11 protein-coding genes are annotated in these 19,943 nt (G+C 49.3%); 3 read left to right on the forward strand and 8 right to left on the reverse strand.

What is annotated here, in order from left to right; genetic code table 11:
- Nucleotides 1–40: 40 nt before the first annotated feature.
- The 3 genes from GZZ87_RS19260 to GZZ87_RS19270 all read right to left on the reverse strand — a co-directional run bounded on the left by GZZ87_RS19260 (nt 41) and on the right by GZZ87_RS19270 (nt 8,170).
- Nucleotides 41–1,792: an alpha-L-fucosidase gene (locus GZZ87_RS19260; RefSeq protein ID WP_162025337.1), complete on the reverse strand. Its 1,752-nt coding sequence runs from the start codon at nt 1,790–1,792 to the stop codon at nt 41–43.
- A 202-nt stretch (nt 1,793–1,994) separates the two neighbouring features.
- A complete protein-coding gene (locus GZZ87_RS19265) occupies nt 1,995–2,696 on the reverse strand; it encodes a hypothetical protein (RefSeq protein WP_162025336.1) in 702 nt (233 codons plus the stop codon).
- Nucleotides 2,697–3,034: 338 nt separating this feature from the next.
- Nucleotides 3,035–8,170, reverse strand: a complete 5,136-nt coding sequence (locus GZZ87_RS19270) for a LamG-like jellyroll fold domain-containing protein (RefSeq protein ID WP_162025335.1) — start codon at nt 8,168–8,170, stop codon at nt 3,035–3,037.
- Between the two features lie 386 nt (nt 8,171–8,556).
- On the opposite strand from GZZ87_RS19270, the gene GZZ87_RS19275 reads away from it, so the two are divergent.
- Nucleotides 8,557–10,653 carry an ATP-binding protein gene (locus tag GZZ87_RS19275; protein ID WP_162025334.1) on the forward strand — a complete coding sequence of 699 codons (2,097 nt, stop codon included), beginning with the start codon at nt 8,557–8,559 and terminating at the stop codon, nt 10,651–10,653.
- Between the two features lie 72 nt (nt 10,654–10,725).
- A complete protein-coding gene (locus tag GZZ87_RS19280; protein ID WP_162025333.1) occupies nt 10,726–11,388 on the forward strand; it encodes a response regulator transcription factor in 663 nt (220 codons plus the stop codon).
- 370 nt (nt 11,389–11,758) lie between these two features.
- Here GZZ87_RS19280 and GZZ87_RS19285 read toward each other — a convergent pair whose 3' ends face one another.
- On the reverse strand, nt 11,759–13,414 hold the full coding sequence (locus GZZ87_RS19285) for a ThuA domain-containing protein (RefSeq protein ID WP_162025332.1): 1,656 nt from the start codon (nt 13,412–13,414) through the stop codon (nt 11,759–11,761).
- A 150-nt stretch (nt 13,415–13,564) separates the two neighbouring features.
- Here GZZ87_RS19285 and GZZ87_RS19290 point away from each other — a divergent pair, with 150 nt between their 5' ends.
- Nucleotides 13,565–14,311 (forward strand): helix-turn-helix domain-containing protein, encoded by a 747-nt coding sequence (locus GZZ87_RS19290; protein WP_162025331.1) that lies wholly within the window; start codon nt 13,565–13,567, stop codon nt 14,309–14,311.
- A 340-nt stretch (nt 14,312–14,651) separates the two neighbouring features.
- Here GZZ87_RS19290 and GZZ87_RS19295 read toward each other — a convergent pair whose 3' ends face one another.
- From GZZ87_RS19295 to GZZ87_RS19310, 4 genes are all read right to left on the reverse strand, one after another.
- Nucleotides 14,652–15,470: a PEP-CTERM sorting domain-containing protein gene (locus GZZ87_RS19295; RefSeq protein ID WP_162025330.1), complete on the reverse strand. Its 819-nt coding sequence runs from the start codon at nt 15,468–15,470 to the stop codon at nt 14,652–14,654.
- A gap of 319 nt (nt 15,471–15,789) precedes the next feature.
- Nucleotides 15,790–16,527 (reverse strand): hypothetical protein, encoded by a 738-nt coding sequence (locus GZZ87_RS19300; protein WP_162025329.1) that lies wholly within the window; start codon nt 16,525–16,527, stop codon nt 15,790–15,792.
- A gap of 622 nt (nt 16,528–17,149) precedes the next feature.
- The gene (locus GZZ87_RS19305; protein WP_162025328.1) at nt 17,150–18,121 is read right to left on the reverse strand and encodes a family 43 glycosylhydrolase; all 972 of its coding nucleotides are present in this window, start codon (nt 18,119–18,121) and stop codon (nt 17,150–17,152) included.
- Between the two features lie 24 nt (nt 18,122–18,145).
- On the reverse strand, nt 18,146–19,243 hold the full coding sequence (locus tag GZZ87_RS19310; RefSeq protein ID WP_244648007.1) for a family 43 glycosylhydrolase: 1,098 nt from the start codon (nt 19,241–19,243) through the stop codon (nt 18,146–18,148).
- Between the last annotated feature and the right edge of the window lie 700 nt (nt 19,244–19,943).

The raw sequence follows: 19,943 nt of genomic DNA on the forward strand, positions 1-19,943 counted from the left end.
GTAGAGCTGCATGAGTATGAAGATGGCATATTAAAAAGAACTATTCCGAGATCGGCTCGAAGATGATAGCCTTTAGGTTGAAGAGGGCTTTGCCTTTGTTCTCTCCGAACCCGACGATCGCTTCAACGGTGCCCACTTGATTCAGGTTAATGGTGCCTGCCTCCAGTAATTGAAAGTCTTCCCATTTTTTAGTAGCTGGCACTTTAGCCGATAGCGACTGCTTGCCCACCTTGAGCAACACATCGCTGCCGTCGTAGCCTTTAGCACAGGAATAGAGATACTTGACTGCATACGTGCCTGGAGCTGGGACATTGAGCGTCCATGAGGCAGAGTCCTTTGGATCTGTCCAGAAACCGATGTAGCTGTTATCCTGAAGCTGAAGCGTGCCACCTTTTAGTTTGGCACCGGAGGCTTGAAGCATGAGCTCATCACCCTTCAATCCAAGGTCGACCGAAGGTGCGGCTTCCACCTGCTGAAGGCCGCTGTATTTAATGCGTAGCACCGTGGCTTGTGGCGTCTGTGTTGCCTTGGAAAGATCGATTTTCAAAGCACCCTTCCCTGCGCTTGATGGTAAAGGTGCGCCAGCATAGCTGAAAGCCTCAATGGACTCGGCCTGCAAGCCATTGACCTCAAGCGCGCCACCTTTGGGCCAGTTAAATATATATGCGAAGATCTCGCCTTGTTCGGGAGTCGACGCCTCGGATTGTGAGACTTTACCCCAGTTTTGCTGCGGTAGGTCGATATACTTTGTGCCCCAGACTGCATCTTGGTGCGCCGCATTCCACGCTCCCATTTGGAGGAGCAGATCGGTTGAACCTTGTGGCCATGAGCCATCGGCATACGGGCCGATATTGAGCAGTAAATTGCCGCCCTTCGTATTGATATCAATCTGCTTCTGCACGAGTGTGTCGATGTCCTTCCATTTGGTATCACTCTCTTTGTAGCCCCACGAGTGGTTCACCGTCCAGCACGCTTCCCAGAAGTGATCGAGCGCAGCACCAGGCGTGGAGTTCTCGGGCGTGCCGTAGTCCTTCTTAAACGTCTTACGTTTCGCCACACGATTGTTGATAATCATGTCAGGGCTCAATTCGCGGAGATAGTTGTAGAGATCGACGCCGTCATCCATCGTCCACCATTTGACCCAATCGCCATCAAACCACATGATTGCTGGATCGTAATTATCAATCAGCTCTTTGAGCTGCGCTTTCATGTAAGTCACGTAGCCCTCTTTATCGTTCATTGGCGTTTGGTTGTGAGCCTTCTCGGTAATCTGCGAAGGATGGTGCCAGTCGATAATCGAATAATAGGTGCCAAACTTGAGGCCGTATTTATCGCAGGCCGCCTTGAGCTCGGCGAGAATGTCGCGATCAAACGCAGTCGCTTCACCTAAGTCGTATTCAGTGTAAGCACTATCCCAGAGGCAGAAGCCTTCATGGTGCTTGGTGGTAATCACCATATACTTCATGCCCGCTTCTTTAGCGGTCTTGACCCACAGATCGGCGTCTAGCTTTTCCGGGTTAAACGTTGCTGCGAATGGGATGTATTCTTCAGGAGTGATTTTACCCCAGCGTTGAATCCATTCGGCATACCCACGAATCGACTCGCCCTGCCACTCACCTCCAAGTGTGGAATAGACACCGTAGTGAATAAATAGCCCAAACTGCGCATCGTTGAACCACTGCATACGCGCCTCAAATGCTTCGTCGCTTTCGGGCGTAACTTCCACCGCGTGGCTAGAGCTGAGTGTCGCGACAGCAACCGCGAGGGACAAAAAGGTGTGTTTGATGTTCATAAATTTGAAGCGTTGGTTCATGGAGGGTAGTTTTTATGACTTAGCGGTGAATGCTAAGATATAGCTAGCAATGTAATTACTATGTTACCGAATTAATGGTCTAATGCCTATCACGTGTTCGCATGAACCTCAAATAGGCACTATGTTTAAAATTGGGGTTAAAGAAAGAGACTCCTCCATACATACCGCCGAATTCAGGCGATTAGGGCTCTACGCGTTTGAATAATTCATCAAATGGGATCTGGGTATCCAGTATTTCCTGAAAAGCCTCCTCCTCCATCTGTTCGATTTGGATTTCGACTAAATAGCGATCCGACATCAGAATTTGAAGACTGCCAGATTTGTCAGCGTAATCGTATTCTTGGTTCACCAACATACCCTCCTCGTCTTGAGTGGATTTGTAACCATCGGGCTCATCCACATCCGCGAGTTCTAGATCGAAACCCAATGCTTTGATCAATGACTCATTGGCTTCAAGGCCGACATCCGTAATTTCAATTTCTAAGGAACTCCCGTCCTCCCATTGATAACGGCCCCGACTCCGTAGAACGGTCTGCCCCTGTATCTCACGGCGATCGTGAAGGAGGCTGCCTTCTTCAGAGAGCCAAGCCGGCAATAAATCGTTGAGGCCCTCAGTCGCGGCACTGACACTCTCAGCCTCAGTCAACGCTGGCGAGTTAACAGGGTCAGTCGTCTCAACCTTGGCCTCAGGCGCTTCGATCAGTTCTGGCCTGTGCTTTAACAAATCCACAGTGGATACGCGACTCCGGAAGCCATCAGGATTGGTTGAATACTGTTCAACTTTTGGAGCATCGGTATCGCGCTGCGACCGCACAAACCAGAGTGCACTGATGGCAACCACCAATGCAGCAACGACGATGAATGATTTGTGAGTGCCTCGCATAGATATATCAACCGTTCAAAATAAAAGAGCCAGCATCTCGAAGGATGCTGGTTCTTATAGGAAGGCAATTCTATTTAGTCATTCAAATCAGAGAATGGGTCCCCAGCCCGACAACTCATCAGTAACTGAGATAGAGTTGCATCACTTGGGAGTCTCTCAGCTCTACGTTGAAAAACGTGAGGACCACGCGATGTGAAATGCTGGATGAAGGGTAGAATCAATTCACACACACAGATCCCAACCCCCGCCTCTAACAGTTCCAAAAGAAAGAACCAGCATCCGCTAGGATGCTGGTTCTGGTAGAAATGTCGGACCTTACAAAACGACCTTTCGGTCGATCAATAGCTGTTATAGAGGTCCGCGACTTCTTGGGCTGTCAGAGCGGCATCAAACAACAGAACATCGTCGATCGATCCTGAATAGTAGTAACTACCTCCTTGAGAGCCGAGTGTGCTGGTGCTGACGCCCGCCATGCTTCGAGTCTTCCCTGTGCCACTTTGGAAGAGGCTGCCATTATGATAGATCTCCATGGTGCCTGTGGTCGCATTTTTGACAAACACCCAATGGCTCCAACTGCCTGAGAACTCGGCGGCTGTCGCTGCTTTTTGAATACGGTCATAGCCAGAATTCCAACCGGCATCCCAGTAGACATTTGAATTGCCCCAAGGTAGGTGAATATTCAGGACTCGGTTACCAGACGCATCCACGGCATGGAGGATGCTATTGCTCTTCGGCTGATTGCTCGCGCCGTAAGCCCAGAATGAGATTGTCACCTCTTGATCGAGCGAAGCAAACGCCGCAGCAGGTAACGCCACCTCGGTGCTTGTGCCATCGAAGGCTAAGGCAGTGCCGTCGACACCAGTCACTGAAGACGCATTCGAAATCGTGCCATCGAAGTCATTCCCAGAGATATCCTCCGCAGTGGATGAGCTTCCATCATCCATATCCCAGTTTGCAATCGGAGCAATGAAGCTCGCTCCACCGCTGACAGTCAGCTTATCAATCGAAGTGATCGTGGCAGAGGTATTTGTCGTGCCACGTCCCCACGCATAGAGTCGGAATTCAGTCGCCTGAGTGATGAATTCATATTCCGTTCCGGCGAGATCAACCACGACTCTTTCATAATCTCCAATGGCATCACTATCGACATAGGAAATAGCTGACGCGCTACCGATTACATTTCCTGCGGCATCCGTGAGAGCAAATTCATCGACTGAGTTACTCGACTTAAGAGCGACCTTAAATGCGATGGTCTCCAGTTGAAGCCCTGTCCCCATATCGGGCGTTAAGGTGAATGAGAGGTAGTCATCTCCTGTCACTGCCTTTGCGAAGGTGCCGGTTGTGGCGTCCGTGACTTGAATGCCAATCGCTCCAAGCGTGCTGCTATCACCAAACGCAATACCATGACCGTCTGTTCCGCTGTCGTCTCCAAAAACAGTGACATAGTCGATCACCATTGGTGACACGATGGAACCAGCACTGAGCGTCGGTGCGACATACGTGACGGCACTTGGATCCGCTGCGTCTGCAGAAAAATCATATCCAACCAGGATGTCAGAGACGATTCTGATTTGAATGGTTGCCGTAGCAGTATTGCCGAGGCCGTCAGAAACTTTAATCTCAGCGCTATAGAGCCCGATCGTGCTGGGTGTTCCACTGAGAGTGCCATCAGTATTCAGGCTCAGCCAAGATGGGCCACTCACCTTGGAGAAGCTCAAATCGCTGCCCTCTAGGTTGGTGACAGTTCCGACGATCGATGCAGCGTAGGACTCTCCTGCAAATCCCCCGGCGACACTGATAGAATCTGAACTGAAGCTTGGAGCATCATAGACTGCAGCGACGTTGAAGATCACGATCCCCCTTTTTTCAGCATCATTCACGGTAAACCGGAGGGAATCTTCGCCGTAGAAGTTCTCATCTGGCGTGTAGACTAAATCGGGTGCTGTCCCACTTAAAGTTCCATTTGCTGGCTGCTGAATAATTGCGAAGCTTAAAGTGCCGCCATCTGGATCGGACCCTTGAAGCTCGAAGGCAGTTGCGCTGTCTTCAAGTAACTCCACACGAGTTGAAAGCGGGTTGCCTGCATGGTCATTGATCGTGAAGGTCCAGACTTCACCCTCAACGGTCGAACCATCTGCTAAGATACAATCAACTCTCCAGAAGTAGCTTTGATCATTTGTCCATGAGGTCGGAGTGAAAATATTATTCTCCTGGTTGCCCATGAAGCTGAGGCTATTCGCACTGTTACCAAGATAGAGATCATACGAAACTGCATTCAGCCCACCGCGCCACATCAGATCAGAAGTAATCAACGCATCCGTGCGTTCGTCTGCGGGATAAGGATGACTCGCATATGTATATTGATATCCAGGAATCCAATAGTTCTCATCCCCATATTCATACGCGCCTAGGTCAGGCGCAGTGCCGTTGAAGTCACTATTCACGTCAATGTCTCCATGAATCCAGCTCATTGTGACAGGAATTCCCTGATCAATAATTTCCAACGCATCCGCTCGAGGACGGAAATCCAATCCATAGGGATCCCTTAGGATGTCTTGAGTTCTCCGTGGGTCTCTTTGCCCGATGAAGTTATTGGAGGCAATTCCTGGAATGTCCAAATCATCATCATTGCCAGCGATATGATCGGCTATATTATTGAAAATCTGGCTATTGGCGTTGCCGCCCTTTTCAACCGATATTTCAAAATCTCCCCGTGGGTGCACTGAGAGATTATGAGCGATCTCATGGAAGTCGCCTTTGAGTTTATAGGCAGCACCTGAGTCATTCACCTTTTTATAGGTTCCGGAGAGCGCAACATTTCGATAGAAATTCGCGTCGACCCCGGTGAGTGGATTGTTCGCACCATCAAAGCGGTAATCCTTCTCTTTACTACTATGCCCCCAGTTATAACGCCAAACGGATTCAACGACCGAGCCTCCAGCGCTGTAGAATGAGGTGCCGTCTTCCTGATGTAATGAGCATCTTTCCGTGTAATTCATTTCTAAGATAAAGGGCTGCACTTCATTGCCATCATCATAGAGCCCAAATCGGAAACCAGCGTATGGTCCTGAATTAATGAGCGAATTGTTACGGTGTATCAAGTTCTGGGCTTGAGAGGTCTGCACCGAGGCATTTTGCGAACATGTGTAGTTTATATTTTCGAAGAGATTATTTTCAATCCGAGCGTCTTGTGTGTAAGCGCATAGTAGGCCGATGACCTCTGAGTAACGGAAGGTATTATTATACAATACCAAGTCGTCGCAGAAGTCGTCTACAGAGCCAACGATTTGCGCCGTGTCTCCAGAACCCAATGAGCCCAACGCTCTTTCGGAAGAGGCATAATAACTCGAATCACAATTCTGAATGGTAATTCCATCTGAACTGGTAAACTGGAACGTAGTCGCAAAGAAGTCCAAGCCATCCAAGACAATGTTTTGGGTCGAGGCATCTCCGGTAATGGCCACGCTCTGCACTTTTCCAGCGATTTCGCGGCCATTTGGATTTTGGCCATCATCCGCCCAAAGATAGAGTGTTTTGGTCGATTCATCATACGCCCATTCCTGGGCGATATCCAATAGCGCACGCTCGGCACCATCGACGCCGCCTTCTAAGAAATAGTCGTCAGTCGTTCTGTAAATGCCCGAGGTGGGAGCGTATTCAAAGTAGTTGGAACCTGCCTCGTGTGACGAAACCAGGGCAATATTGGTCGCATAAGCTCCGAAATTGAACAAGCCAACACATCCCTCAAAGGACACACCCGCTTCGCCAACAATATCAGCACCGTCGACGTATCTTCCTGAATTGTTCTGCTTTTTCGTGCGTGCGTCCCACATTTCATCTGACCAGACCAGCGCATTCGGGAAACGAGCCAAAGTCATAATCTGATCGTCGACGAAGAGTTGTGTAATGTCCTCAGTCAGCGTTGTTTTGTAAACGTTTCCTGAATCCAGTGTCCAGTCACTAGCAATCGAAGCGGTTCCATCAAAGGTGACTGTTTCTCCATTGTAAGGAGTCAGCGTGATCGGCATCCCTGGAGTGCCAGCGATGCCCGAGAGATCTACTTGCTCGTAATAGTCACCGCCACGGATGTAGATCGTGCTTCCTGGGCCAGCGAGACTGACAGCGTGTTGAATAGTAGCAAAAGGTTTTGTGCGAGAGCCCGCGTTTGAATCGCTACCGCTGGTGGAGACGTAATAGTCCGAGCCTAGATCAAAGGTTGATCCATGGACAGTCAGCTTATCAATTGCTGCTAGGGTATTGGCAGTCTTGTTGGTTCCTCTCCCCCATGCGTAAATTCTGAATTCGGTCGCATCTGATACGTATTCAAATTCAGTGCCAGCTAGATCGATTGTTACACCGTCATACGCACCGGTCAGACCGACCACGTTTGTAATGACTGCAGGACTACCAATCAGGTTGCCCGCAGAATCCGTCAGAGCGTATTCATCAACCGATGTCTCGGCTTTCTTCGTGGCTTTGAACGAAATCCCGCTAAGGTGAAGCGCCGAACCAGTGTCAGGTGTGACGGTAAAGGAGAGATAATCATTACCCGCGACCGCGAGTTCGAATGTTTGGGTCGTTGCATCGATTACCTGTATTCCCACAGCCCCAACCGATGAGCTATCGCCCAGTTCCACACCGTAGGCATCCACGCCCGTATTGTCGGAAGCGGTATCGACATATGCGATATCCATTGGAGAAGTGAGCTGACTCGCACTAACATTAGATGCCAGCACTGTCGCCTCACTCGAATCGGCTGCATCAGCATCAAAGTCATAGCCCACTAGGATGGTGTTTTCGGCTGTGCCGTTCAACACGACTTTGTCAAAGGCGACTGCAGAATTCGAACTGGAGTTGCCACCGTATACATAGATGCGAAATTCGACCGAATCGGCGAGATCTTGAAACTTCGATTCCGATAAATCGACCACGATGTTGTTCGTAGCACTGTCCCATGTCAGGATATCAGTGGTCTGGCCTGTGGCGATTTCGTCGCCTTCTGCGAACCCATTGACAGAAGAAAAGAGTGCCCATCGCTCGGGTGCATTATTGAGTTCTTTTGCGTATGTGCGGAACGTCAAGCTTGCCAGATTTAACCGATGCGCCGAATCCGGTGTGACGCTAAAAGTCATATAGTCGTTCGCGGAGAGCGCAGACGCCAGATAGTCGTTATTATTCATGTCCACAAAACCGAAATTGCTTTGTGGACCTCCAAAGGAAAATGAGTTCGCAGTGCCAAATGCATTGCCCTCAGCATCCAGACCATCGGTCGGTGCGAATGTCGTATAAACGTTACTGATAAGGCCAGCGCCTGTATCGTAATCCGTTGCGGTTAAGTTTGGAGCAGTCATGTTGGCCGCTTGCGTGCCGACACCAGTGCCATCGTCGAAATCATAGCCGACTAGAATGTCAGCCTGAGATACTGTGCACAGCACAGATATACAAGCACCAGACAGGTAATGGATGCCTTTCATAGGGTTCCTTTGGTTGGGGGTGGGGTTTAATGGTTTATCGCTAACCGAAAGAACCGATGCAGACTTTAATCTGCATCGGACTATTCAGCTAGTATGGCATCATATCAAGTTAGACAAAAACGCACAACCCACAGAAACATGTAGGGGGTAGCCAATTGCCCCTAATTAAGTTTTTTAACGTAGTCCGGACTTGAGGTATAGGCCTTAATCGAAGCTCAAGGCTTTAAGTCTCATGCCCCTTTTTTTGTTAATCACAATTTCGCAACTAAATGATCGAAGTTGCCTTTCGCATGAAAACTCACATACACGCGATCTGGCTACCCCTTAAGAATACCATGAGCTAACATGTAATATTCTTTTTAGAATAGATGATCTACTTTCAATCAATGCGATGTTCCCTGTTAGTTTCTTCGATCTGGATGGCGCTATTACTTGGAATCAATTTGGTTCAAGCCGAGAGTGAACAGTCCTTCGACGGCTATTCCGACCCTCTGAATCCTTCGGAAATCCGCGAACAAGTATCCACTCCAGCAACACCTATATTCAAAATCATTTCCCGACTGGAATGGCTTGAAGAGCAAATTGAACTGGAGTCCCACGCATTAAGCCAGCTGGCACCTTTACAGCCCGCGAAGCAATTTGATCAGTTTGGATATCACAGTGATTATATCCCTGCGGTTGACGGCCTTCCCGAGAAGCCGTTGTGGACAATGGATTTTGATATTGGAATAAAGAATCGTCGAATGCTGGGCTTTGTCATGGTGCCGACGATCGACGAGCGTTCTCGAAATCTGAAAGGCTATGCCTTCCCGAAGCGCTTTCGGATTACATTGATCAATGCCCGACACGATCCCGAGGAAGTGTTGGTCGATTGGACAAGCGAAGACTTCCCCGACCCTGGTATGCGTCCGGTTTTATTTAGGTTTCCTTCCCAGGAAACAAAGAATCCAGCGACTGTTTCAAGAAGAGGCTTACGCTTAGAAGTGTTTGCAGGGCACGAAGACGATGGGCTTGAATTTTTTTCATTGGGGCGTGTGCATATGATCCGCACGGCCGAACTACAATGGGTTCGGAATATACAGGTCTCTTCAAGTTTTGAGTCTGCGCCGTTTTGGAGTGCATCGTATTTATATTCACCACGTCATACACTTGGTATATCGTCACTGAGTCAGGTAGACACTGGTGGCGATTTCACCTTGGAGCTCCCCGCATCGAAACTGGAGGAGCCTCTTGTGATACGCCTAGAGGTGGGAGATAAAGAGCGGCTTGGCTGGGTGCATTTGTTTCCCGGGAAAAGTTCGGGGGGGATTGATGTGCCTGGCTATGGCTTTCCGCAATCAATCCAAATGTATCGCTTGATGAAAGGCCCTCGAAAGAAAGGCTATATTCGAATCCCAGTCGAGGATCAGGTCTCCTCCGGGAATCCCGGCAATAATATGGTTCGCTTATACTGCCGTGGATATGAGTTTTTCGGTTTAGATATAGAATTGAATGACTTCCCTATCTATCAAGGGCAGGCGACCTTTGCCCTCGGTGAAATCGATATGATCTACCGAGGGCATAATCACTCGACGCAGAGTCGTGTGACGATACGAGGCGGTGACTTCGGAGAGGATATTGACTTAAGTGCATTGGTTGATGGACGAGTTGGCGGTCAGCAGATCATCCCTATGATTGATTGGATGGAGCAACTGGCTGCGGGGAAAATATATGAGAGTCGTCTCTCGATTCTGGAAGCCGAATACCAGCAGCTATCAGAGCGTTGGCAACGGCTACGTAAACAAGGGATGCTCGGCCTTCTTATTTTTGTAGTGATCGCGGTAGGCCTCTTTGTGGTTCTACTGATGCGAGGCAGGAGGTTAGCGACACTTCGCTTACGCCAGCAGATTAACTCGGACTTACACGATGATATCGGCAGTAAAATCGCAGCCATCTCGTTGGCTTCTCAGGATGTCGCACTCCATGCCAGTGAAGCACATATCCGCAAGCGGGGGCGCTGGATCGAATCGGTTACCAGCACGATGCATCAGGGACTCCGCGATGTGTTGTGGCTCACAAATGACCAGACCGACACGCTTGCCATGTTGGTGCAAAAACTAGGAGAGACCGCTCGTCAATCCGTGCCAGAATCCAATTTGATGTTACGCATCAGCGATATTAGCCAACTCTCAGGACGCTCCATCGCCTTGCAAACGAAACGTGACATCCTCTTTTTTGCCAAAGAAGCACTTCACAATGCCACGAGCCACGCCGACGCGACACAGGTAAAAGTGCTGGTGACAGTAAAGCAAAATAGGCTTTCTCTGAGCATTACCGATAACGGTAAAGGCTTTGATGTGCCTACAGACGAAGAGGTAAACCAAAATGTAAATCACATCGGCTTGCGAACACTGAGGGAGCGAGCGAATCGAGTCGGTGGAGTGTATCAGTTGAGTTCCGCGCCTGGGGAGGGCACCTCAGTCGAGTTGACAGTGAAGCTGTGAGTCGCTGGTATACCTAGACCCCATGGTGAACGCCCGCCCCTAATACTCCCATATTCTGGAAACCAAACTGCCTTGACGAACCTACTCTCAAAGACTGACGAAACGATCCGCATCTGGATTGTCGAAGACGAACCCGGCTTTCGCGAGATGCTTAGCGAAGTGCTCAACGGCGCCGAGGGGATGTGTTGCGATCAGACATTTGGCTCAGCTGAAGCAGCATTGTCTGCTTTTACGGATCAGGATTTACCAGATGTTGTCTTGGTGGATCTCCAATTGCCCGGAGCAAATGGAATTGAAGTCATCAAAGAGCTAAAAGCGACACGGCCTGAAGTGCATCTGGTTGTGCTGACCATTTCGGATGATCGACCGACTGTATTTAACGCAATCTGTGTCGGTGCATCCGGCTATTTAGTGAAAAACGACTCGCTGCAAAAAATCGCCGAAAGCATCCGTATGGTCTCCCTAGGTGGATCTCCTCTGAGTGGCAGTATTGCGTCGATGGTGCTGAGCGTTTTTCAAGGAGGCCAGCATCCGGATGAAGCATACCAGCTGACTGAACGTCAGACGCAGATTCTGAGGATGCTGTCTCAAGGGAACTCGAAAAAAGAGATCGTCGCAGAACTTGCCATCGCTCCACATACGGTCGATTTTCACCTCAGAAATGTTTACGAGAAACTCCACGTGAACTCTCAAGCTGGAGCAGTTGGTAAAGCCTTGCGCAAAGGGTTGATATAATACCAACATGCGACTAAAACTGGTAAAAAGGTTTAACCGCAGAGATCGCTGAGTGCGCCGAGGAGATGGGGAGGGCTGCGTGAAATGCTCTGCGTCAGCTCTCAGCGTGCTCTGCGATCTCTAGCGTAGCGGGCGGTTAACAAATACAGCTGAAAAGTATTCACAGTGGTCTTCCCTTCGATGGCTACATACTACCAGAAAATGTCAAAGGATGGTATAAGACTTCAATTCGGTTTCGCCATCAGGTGTTTTATCTCGAACCCGAGCCGAGTGCTTTCAGGGTAAAACAAATAGTAGAATTTAACCTTCTCCATCGTTCCCAGACGTATGAGAACCAAACCGACGAATACGACTGGAAGAAGACCGGGGATTATTGGATTTCATAGAGCTCGGTTAAATACCGAACCATCTCCGTTAGCTCCGCATCACTGAGCGGGCGCTCAAAAATGAGGAAACGCGCAATCTCACCATGAAAGGACTCGAAGCCTGGGTGATTTGTGGCATCGCGCTCCTGCCCGACTGCCATCATCGAGGCGTTCGCGTTCGGATTTACGGGCACTGTTTTGCGATCCACCGCTTCTGCTGAGTTAATGAAGAGCTCTAAGTCGACAACTTCAGTCCCTGCTCCCATGCGTCCCATGACGAGATAGTAGCGATTTTCTTCAAGCGGTTCCTGTGTCTGCACACACGGGTTGAGCTGATCGTCCCACAGGCCAGGTGTGCCTCGACCGTTGCTATTCTTCTTCCCCTTTTTCTTTTTACCCTTACTTGGAAAGCCATTTCGAGTGCCCATCCAGACGATATTATCATCCATCACATTCCCCCAGAATCCATCGTAGGGATTGCCATTGCGCAGATTACCAAAGAAGGAGTTTACGTCTTTCTTCCCGACGTTTTGCTTGTAAACAGACATCACCGAAAACCAAGTATAGCCACTACCAGTTACCAGATGGTCAAATGCATCTTCATCCATGTTGATCAGTTCCTGCTCTTCAAAGATCAGGGTGTTGTTGCCGCCGATTTCCGCGACATCCGTTTTCAACGTAGGTCGGCCTGAGCCAGCGATCTTACGCCCCTTGTCGCGCTTCACAAAAACATCAGCGGCAGTGCCCTGCACTTGATTATGCCATGCTTTGACGCGATTTTCGTCTTCAAAATCAACCGCCAAATTTGCGTCCAAATCGAGAAACAGTCCGTCATTTACGGGTAGCGTCGATACGTTCATCGAAGACTTCGAAACGGGTTGCTTGGCGGTGGCCTTAGTATCCTCTGCCCCACTCGTCCAAAGAATCGCCCCCTCAACTAGCTTCTCAAAATCCGGATCACTATAAATCTCTTTAGTATGCCCCAGCGACGTAAAGAAAGAACGCCCGCCATCATATTCATGATACCAAACAAAGGGATGATCTCCGCCCATCTTCTGTTTGCCTTTATATGAGTCTTCATCGACTGAAATCAACACGTTCACTTTCTCGCGAGGGTTCGAGTCAAAGCGGTGAAACTCATCCACGACCATCCATTCTTCTGGCAGATGACTGGTCGCGGGGTGGCTTCGGTCTTCGACCACTAGTCGCGCCTTTTGGACCTTTGGGTGATCGATCAACTTAGTGCCGACCAAGCCTTCATACCAGGCCTGGAAGGGATCACCTTCCTTCCAGATAGCGCCCGCCCCATGCACCGCGAGAAAACCTCCTCCATTCTGAACATACGTGCGAAAGGCTGCCTGTTCATCTGGCGTCATAATCGCCCCCTTGTTGCCACAATTGTTATTGAATACAATCGTATCGAAAGTGCTCAGATCGTGTTTAAGCAGGCTCGACGAATCCGCAGTCGAGATGACTTCCCATCCGTTCTGTTTGCCGAGGCGCTCCACTAGGGCTTTTGCGTCTGACATGGACTTGTGCTTAAAGCCGTTGTCTGCCTGAAAGTTCAACACACGAAGCGGCTCTGGCTCAGCGGCAAATAAGGCACTCGAGAGGCTCGCGACTGCCAGTCCAAGACAGGTGATCAAAGTAGACGTATTCATATTATAAATTTAAAGGTATCTGAGGCGGGATCGTCATTCAACCCTATCATTTTCGTGTATGATTAGGCTAGCATCCATATACATTAAATTTGTATAAATGCGACATCTGCAAAATTTAGAACACGACAGCCAAAGACCCCCACCCCGTATATGAGTGAACTATCATCAAGAGAAACATGGCTGAATCAATTAGCAAGCGCCGGGCAGTTTGAGCGTATATTCGAGGATCTACCGGATCTACTATTCTTTGCCAAAGACCTTGAAGCACGCAACCGAGACTGCAACCAAGCGATGCTGAACCACTTGGGCTTGCAGACAAAAGAGCAACTTTACGGCAAGCATGACACTGAATTCTTACCGCATTTCATGGCGGAGAAATATAAGGTGGATGATCACACAATACTTAGAACGCAGTCACCTTTGATCAACCTCATCGAACTATTCCCTGCTGAGAATAACTTACCTCAACTGTATGTGACTAGCAAATACCCGCTGTTTGACCTCAACAACCGCCCCTGTGGGATCTGCGGGATCATTCGTAAATACAACGACCATAGTTACACCGATGCGACTCACTCAGATCTGGTGAAATCCGTTCAACACATCAGCCTCAACTATGCGCAAAAAATTAGCATTCAGCAGCTAGCCGATGCATCAAAGCTATCCATTCGACAGTTCCAGCGAAAATTCCAACAGATCTTGCAAACGACCCCACAAGAATACCTGCTGAAATTTCGCCTACTTAAGGCTGCAGATCAATTGATCCAATCAGACCACAGTATCACTCAAATCGCACATGAGACTGGATTCTACGATCACAGTAGTTTCACACGGCATTTTAAGAAGTATATGAATAAAACGCCACGTAGCTACCGCGCGAATTCTCAAATCCACTGAATACAGGTGAAGGTGGTTTGAGCCTTAGACTCAGGAAATACCGACGTGGCTATAGTGCCATCCTGCTAATACTGACGCGCATCAAGAATTGTGATTGCTAGCTTACCTCGTCTTGCGGTGTGCTGGTGCTTTGGTTGAGTTCTGAGGTTCGGCGGACGGCAGCGTAGAACGAGGCAAGCGCAGAGGCGGCCCTCCCCAAGCAACTCAGATATTCAATACCCGCATGCACCGCGCCACTTTTCACAAATGATGATGCGCACGAGAGCATACGGATCACAAAAAAGTCCCCAAGGCCGTCAGGCACTTGGAGACTTGATTGAAAAACTTATGTTTAGGCGAACTAAGCGCGGCGGCGACGGATCATCACCGAAGTCAATGCTAGGCAACCTGCAAGCAGTGCGTAGCTGCTTGGCTCGGGGACGATCACCGAGTCAAATGTCAGACCGCCCAATCCAGAGGTTGTAGTGCTGGCAGTAGCTAGGACCGAGTAATCGCCATCGCTATCGATATCAAAGAACACCCAGCCAAGGCTGGCGCCCGCGGTGCCGTCCGACAAGTTTGGCAAGCCTGTGATGGTTTTAGTGGTGAGTCCATCGGTCAAGCCGATGCTAGCCAAACCAAAGCGTGCACGATTGTCATCGTTCAAAACTGCCCCAAGGACGCCGACACGAATAGTTGTATTTGCAGCGAGACCACTGACTGTAAATTCGATTACCTCAACTGGGCTGGTGCTACTAAAAAGCAGGTTACCCGCAACGCGATCCGTCCCGTCGCCTAGGAGTGGGCTGTCAATATGTTCGTAGCCATTGAAGCGGCCGATGTTAGAGGAGCCGGCCCCAGTTGCAGCAGTCGAGACATAAGTCGGCTGAGAAGTTGTTATTAACGCGGAGCTCAATAAATTATCTCCGAAGATATTCTCGTTTTCATCATTCCCAGGATTGGTATTGTTTCCCTGTGCGCTAGCGGGGAAATTTCCAAAGAAGATATAACCATCACTGCCGAGACCGTTGCCGTCGATATCGTCGGAAGTGTTAGAGAGCCAGTCCTTGCTAGTGCTTTGATAACCTGTGGTGGCACCATAGATATCAATCGCGGCTTGAGAGGTTAAAGAAGCCGCGAGAATCGCAACTCCAGAAAATGCTAGGGTCTTTTTATTCATCAATGTGTGGGGTTCGTTGGAGGTATTTTTCAGACGACGGTTCTCCTGAAAAGTAATGAACTGTATACTACTAACAAAAGAAGCATTCGCCTATCACTGGAATCAGGTATTTTTGAATAATAGTGTCCAACGGTTAAGGTCAAAAAACGTAAAAAGAGGCAATCGCCCCTGCGATGAACCTGCGGCCGGATATGCGAACCTGTAGGATTCGTCGCTCGCGCGGTGCCGGGCGGAGCCTCTCGAGCAAATTGCGCACAAAAAAGCCTCCAAGGCCGTCAGGCACTTGGAGGCTTGATTGAAAAACTTTCGTTTAGGCGAACTAAGCGCGGCGGCGACGAATCATGACGGAAGTCAACGCCAGGCAACCTGCGAGTAATGCGTAGGTGCCAGGCTCGGGGATCACGGTGCCAGTCACACCAATATTGTCGTAATTGATTGCCGAACTGCTACTAGAAGAAGCCCCGCCCCAAACATAAACGCGAAATTCAGTGGAAGTTGTAATATTTTGGAAAGCGCTATTTCCGGACACGTCAACGGAAATTTGTTCATATGGAGTAACGCCTCCGGCGACCGTAGTGATTGCCCCAGCATCTATCGAAGCATCGGCGGTGGTAAACCCAGTGATCGAAGACATGAGAGCCCATGACTCTGCACTTCTGGTGTTATCAGCAGCCCGAGATGCACTAAAGATGATCTTATCTAAATCCAACTCAAAGCCTGAGTTTGGAGCAATTGTAAATGAATAGTAATCGCCCGCACCAATAGCTAAGTCGCGACTGCCTGCCTTGATTAAGCCATTAGTTGCACGAAAGTTGCCCGCGTCGGAGGAAAATGGAATGCCCTCAGTTGTTCCTGTGCTATCACCAACAGTTGCATTTACTGCAAAACCAGTCGCCCCCGCATTCAAATTGATGGAGCTGGTCACATTGGCGTCTATGGATGAAGCAGTCGTGGATCCAGCCGTAAAATCATAGCCTACAATAATCGCGGCTTGAGAGGTTAAAGAAGCCGCGAGAATCGCAACTCCAGAAAATGCTAGGGTCCTTTTATTCATCATCGTATAGGGGGTTGTGTTCGTTGGAGGTATTTTTTTCAGACAACGGTGTATCTAAAAAAATATTGATCTGCATCTTACTAAAAAAGAAGTGATTCGCCTATCACTGGAATGAGGTATTTTGCATAATCCTTAAAAGAGTAGTTAGGAGCTGAATATCAGTGTTTAATGAAAAATCTTTGTCTCGCCAAATGGCTTCGCCCTTTGGTTGCACCCAAGGGCCTAATCAAGTGTCGCTGCGCTCGGCAGGCGGCAGCAAATAAGTCCGTAAGAGACTGTCTCACAAATAGAGATATAAGGATATTCAACGTCATAATCGTAATCTTACTCATAATCTTAATCCTGCATTTTCATCCATACGTCCCTATATAACAACGCGTCGATTAAGAGCAGGATTAACCTAAAAGATCAGTTGAACCGTTAATAAACGTGAATGCACGTTAATCAGAGACCCTAAATACATACTGTTTAAACACTTGAGTGACGTCTCTAACTAGGAATCGAGTGTTCGCTCATTCGCCATGTTGGCAGTGGCTCGGATTCACGTTAATTAACGTCCATTAACGGTTTAAGAATCAGAGCTCATGCCAACTGCCGAATTTAGGATTAAGGGTGCAGCATGACATTACTCCGACCACTCAAGGTCGAAGCGTTGAATGCATAGGAGCTTCTTGCCCTTGCCGATTTCAACACCCCAAGTCGGCCCCTCGCCTGTATTGCTGTCAGTAAATGCTTCGGGGCGATACGTGCCGCCTGCAAAGGCTTCCTCGCTCATCTTGTGCGTGGTGGTGAAGTTCACACCATCCTCTGAATACTGAATGGTGCGCACCAGATCCTTAGGTCCAACTTTACCGATCATCGCACCGACTCCTGTGCCCTGGGGCCACACAACCACTTCGTGATTTCCAGGAATGACTGGGTTCGCTTCATGACGCACATACGGGCCGCCTGGCTTCTCTGCGATCGCTAGCCCCATCTGAGTTTGAGAGGCCTTTTTGCCGAGCTGACGACCTTTGTAGTAAAACCAGTATTTCCCATCGCGCACAATCAGGCAAGAATCGTCCACCAAGTGACTATCAAAGTCCTCCTTGTTCGGACTATTTGATAACACTGGATTATTCGGCAAACGTTCCCAAGGGCCATCCGGCGAGTCGGATACCGCGATGCCGATTTTCGAATCCGGCCTCACTTTCATATTCTTGGAGATCCCAGTGAAGAACAGCCAATATTTATCTTCAGCCACTAGAATGTTCGGCGTGAATACACTCGCTTCATCCCACGCACCTGGCTCGGTGCTCTTGCCAACCGCCTGACCTTTTTCAGTCCAGTTGATACCATCCTCAGAAGTGGCATACCATACGGTCGCATCATAGCCCGTTCTCACGGGGCCGCGCGAATACCAGATGTAGTAGAGGTCACCCACTTTGATCACATCACTGGGATCACGGCGTGAGACCCCGGCTTCTTCGCCGATACCAGTCAGCTTCGTGCGACTGAATTCGACAGTGCCAAGATCCTGTGGCTCTGCGTTGACTGTAGGCGCGCAAAGGAAGCATGCCGGTAGGAGCGCGAGGAAGAGACGTTTGTATGATTTCATGTAAATTATATATTCGCTGCTGAATTATTTCGACCACTCAACATCATAGCGGCGTAAGTAAGGCAACTTGCCCTTGCCTTTAGTGACCGCCATTTCGATGCCCCATTGAATCGGCTCGCCGGTGTTACTGTCGGTAAATGCTTCGGGACGATAGCTACCTGCCGCCCATGGGTGACCGCTAGTGACGTTGTATGTCTTAGTGAAATTAATACCATCTTCAGAATACATCACCGAATGCTTAATGTCCTTTGGTGCGCGCGGTCCAATCATCGCGGCGACGCCAGTGCCTTCGGTCCATACGACGACCTCGTGGTTTCCTGGGATCACAGGGTTGCTCTCGTATTTCACGTAAGGCCCCTCTGGCTTATCGGCAATCGCGAGACCCATTTTAGTATGAGCGGGGCTCTTACCTTGCTCACGTCCCTTGTAGTAAAAATAATATTTTCCGCCACGAGTGACCAAGCAGGCGTCATCGACCAAGTGACTGTCAAAGTCAGACTTAACATCGCTGTTTGTTAACGCAGGGTTCGTCGCCAGTTTCTCCCATGGGCCGTTCGGAGAGTCAGATACCGCGATGCCGATCTTTGAATCGGGGTTGAATGGCTTCTTGTGATAATCCCCAGATGTGCCAGTGTAGAAGAGCCAGTAGCGATCTTCGGCCACGAGGATATTTGGAGTGAAGGCACTCCCTCCCTCCCAAGTGCCTGCTTCACCCTTATCGACAGCCATACCTTGCTCTGTCCAATCTAAGCCATCCGGCGAGGTGGCATACCACACCGTCGCATCGTAACCCGGAGCAATTGTGCCTTTAGAATACCAGACATAATAGAGATCACCGACTTTGATCACATCACTCGGATCACGACGCATGACACCTTTCTCCTCGCCGATGCCGGTCAGCGCAGTGCGCGTTACCTTGACGGTTCCCACTTCTCCAACCGTCTTCTTTGCGACATCACCCGTTCGAGTCGCTGGAATCAGGTCATTGGAGTCCGTTTTAGCTAAGTCCGAAGTCATTGACTTATGCTCGGGCGAAGCACTCTTCGTTTCGGTTGTTTGACAAGCACTGACAAGGAAGCACGCGGGTAGCAGTGCGAGAAGGGTGAGTTTATTCGTTTTCATGAGATGATGATTGTGATGAGCGGTAACTTAAGGGCGTATTTAAATGGAGGGGTCAGTGATCGCAGACTGGTCGCTATATGCTTCAAAACCACTTAACAGATAGTGACTATTCTATAAGATTGGAGCGTTGAGAACAATCGCTGAAAACAGGTAAATTTGAACCGCCCGCGTTGCTGGAGAACACAAAGGCGCGGAGAATACTGCCGCGCATCAAGAATTGTGATTTATGCTCAACGTATTCGGGAGGGACGAGCTACGCCTCGTCTTGCGGTGTGCTGGTGCTTTGGTTGAGAATGTGATGAACCGGCCAGTCGTGAGCTTGTCGAACGGGTGCCCTTGGGGCAGGTGAAGAACAGACCGCTTATGTGCGCTTATTTTACGCTTATGAGGGAAATGGCTTTTTGCTCAATTAAAGTGCTTCGCAGTTGGCTTATATATTGAGCACTCAAGGCACTTGAAGCAACGAATTGATAGTCAAGCCCTTCAAAGATGATGAATGTTCACCGCCATTTATCAGTGCCGCCTTTCCCTGCAATCGATATGCTTTTTTCTCATATACGTCGTGCTGGATAAGCGTTGCATAAGCGTAAATAAGCGGTTCCCAGCTCTGCTGGGTCTGTGACCGAGCGGTTTTCTGCTGCAGGGTAAGGGCCGACCGATTTTCTGAATCGAAGGAGAGGTGCTCAAAGAACCGCGTTCA

It is taken from the genome of Lentimonas sp. CC4 (assembly GCF_902728235.1).
Taxonomy (GTDB): domain Bacteria; phylum Verrucomicrobiota; class Verrucomicrobiia; order Opitutales; family Coraliomargaritaceae; genus Lentimonas.

Excerpts from the sequence above, each read along its gene's own strand:
- GZZ87_RS19295 (WP_162025330.1), bottom strand. The coding sequence starts at position 15,470 with ATGAATAAAAAGACCCTAGCATTTTCTGGAGTTGCGATTCTCGCGGCT.
- GZZ87_RS19260 (WP_162025337.1), bottom strand. The coding sequence starts at position 1,792 with ATGAACATCAAACACACCTTTTTGTCCCTCGCGGTTGCTGTCGCGACA.
- GZZ87_RS19265 (WP_162025336.1), bottom strand. The coding sequence starts at position 2,696 with ATGCGAGGCACTCACAAATCATTCATCGTCGTTGCTGCATTGGTGGTT.
- GZZ87_RS19290 (WP_162025331.1), top strand. The coding sequence starts at position 13,565 with ATGAGTGAACTATCATCAAGAGAAACATGGCTGAATCAATTAGCAAGC.
- GZZ87_RS19275 (WP_162025334.1), top strand. The coding sequence starts at position 8,557 with ATGCGATGTTCCCTGTTAGTTTCTTCGATCTGGATGGCGCTATTACTT.
- GZZ87_RS19270 (WP_162025335.1), bottom strand. The coding sequence starts at position 8,170 with ATGAAAGGCATCCATTACCTGTCTGGTGCTTGTATATCTGTGCTGTGC.
- GZZ87_RS19310 (WP_244648007.1), bottom strand. The coding sequence starts at position 19,243 with ATGAAAACGAATAAACTCACCCTTCTCGCACTGCTACCCGCGTGCTTC.
- GZZ87_RS19300 (WP_162025329.1), bottom strand. The coding sequence starts at position 16,527 with ATGATGAATAAAAGGACCCTAGCATTTTCTGGAGTTGCGATTCTCGCG.
- GZZ87_RS19285 (WP_162025332.1), bottom strand. The coding sequence starts at position 13,414 with ATGAATACGTCTACTTTGATCACCTGTCTTGGACTGGCAGTCGCGAGC.
- GZZ87_RS19305 (WP_162025328.1), bottom strand. The coding sequence starts at position 18,121 with ATGAAATCATACAAACGTCTCTTCCTCGCGCTCCTACCGGCATGCTTC.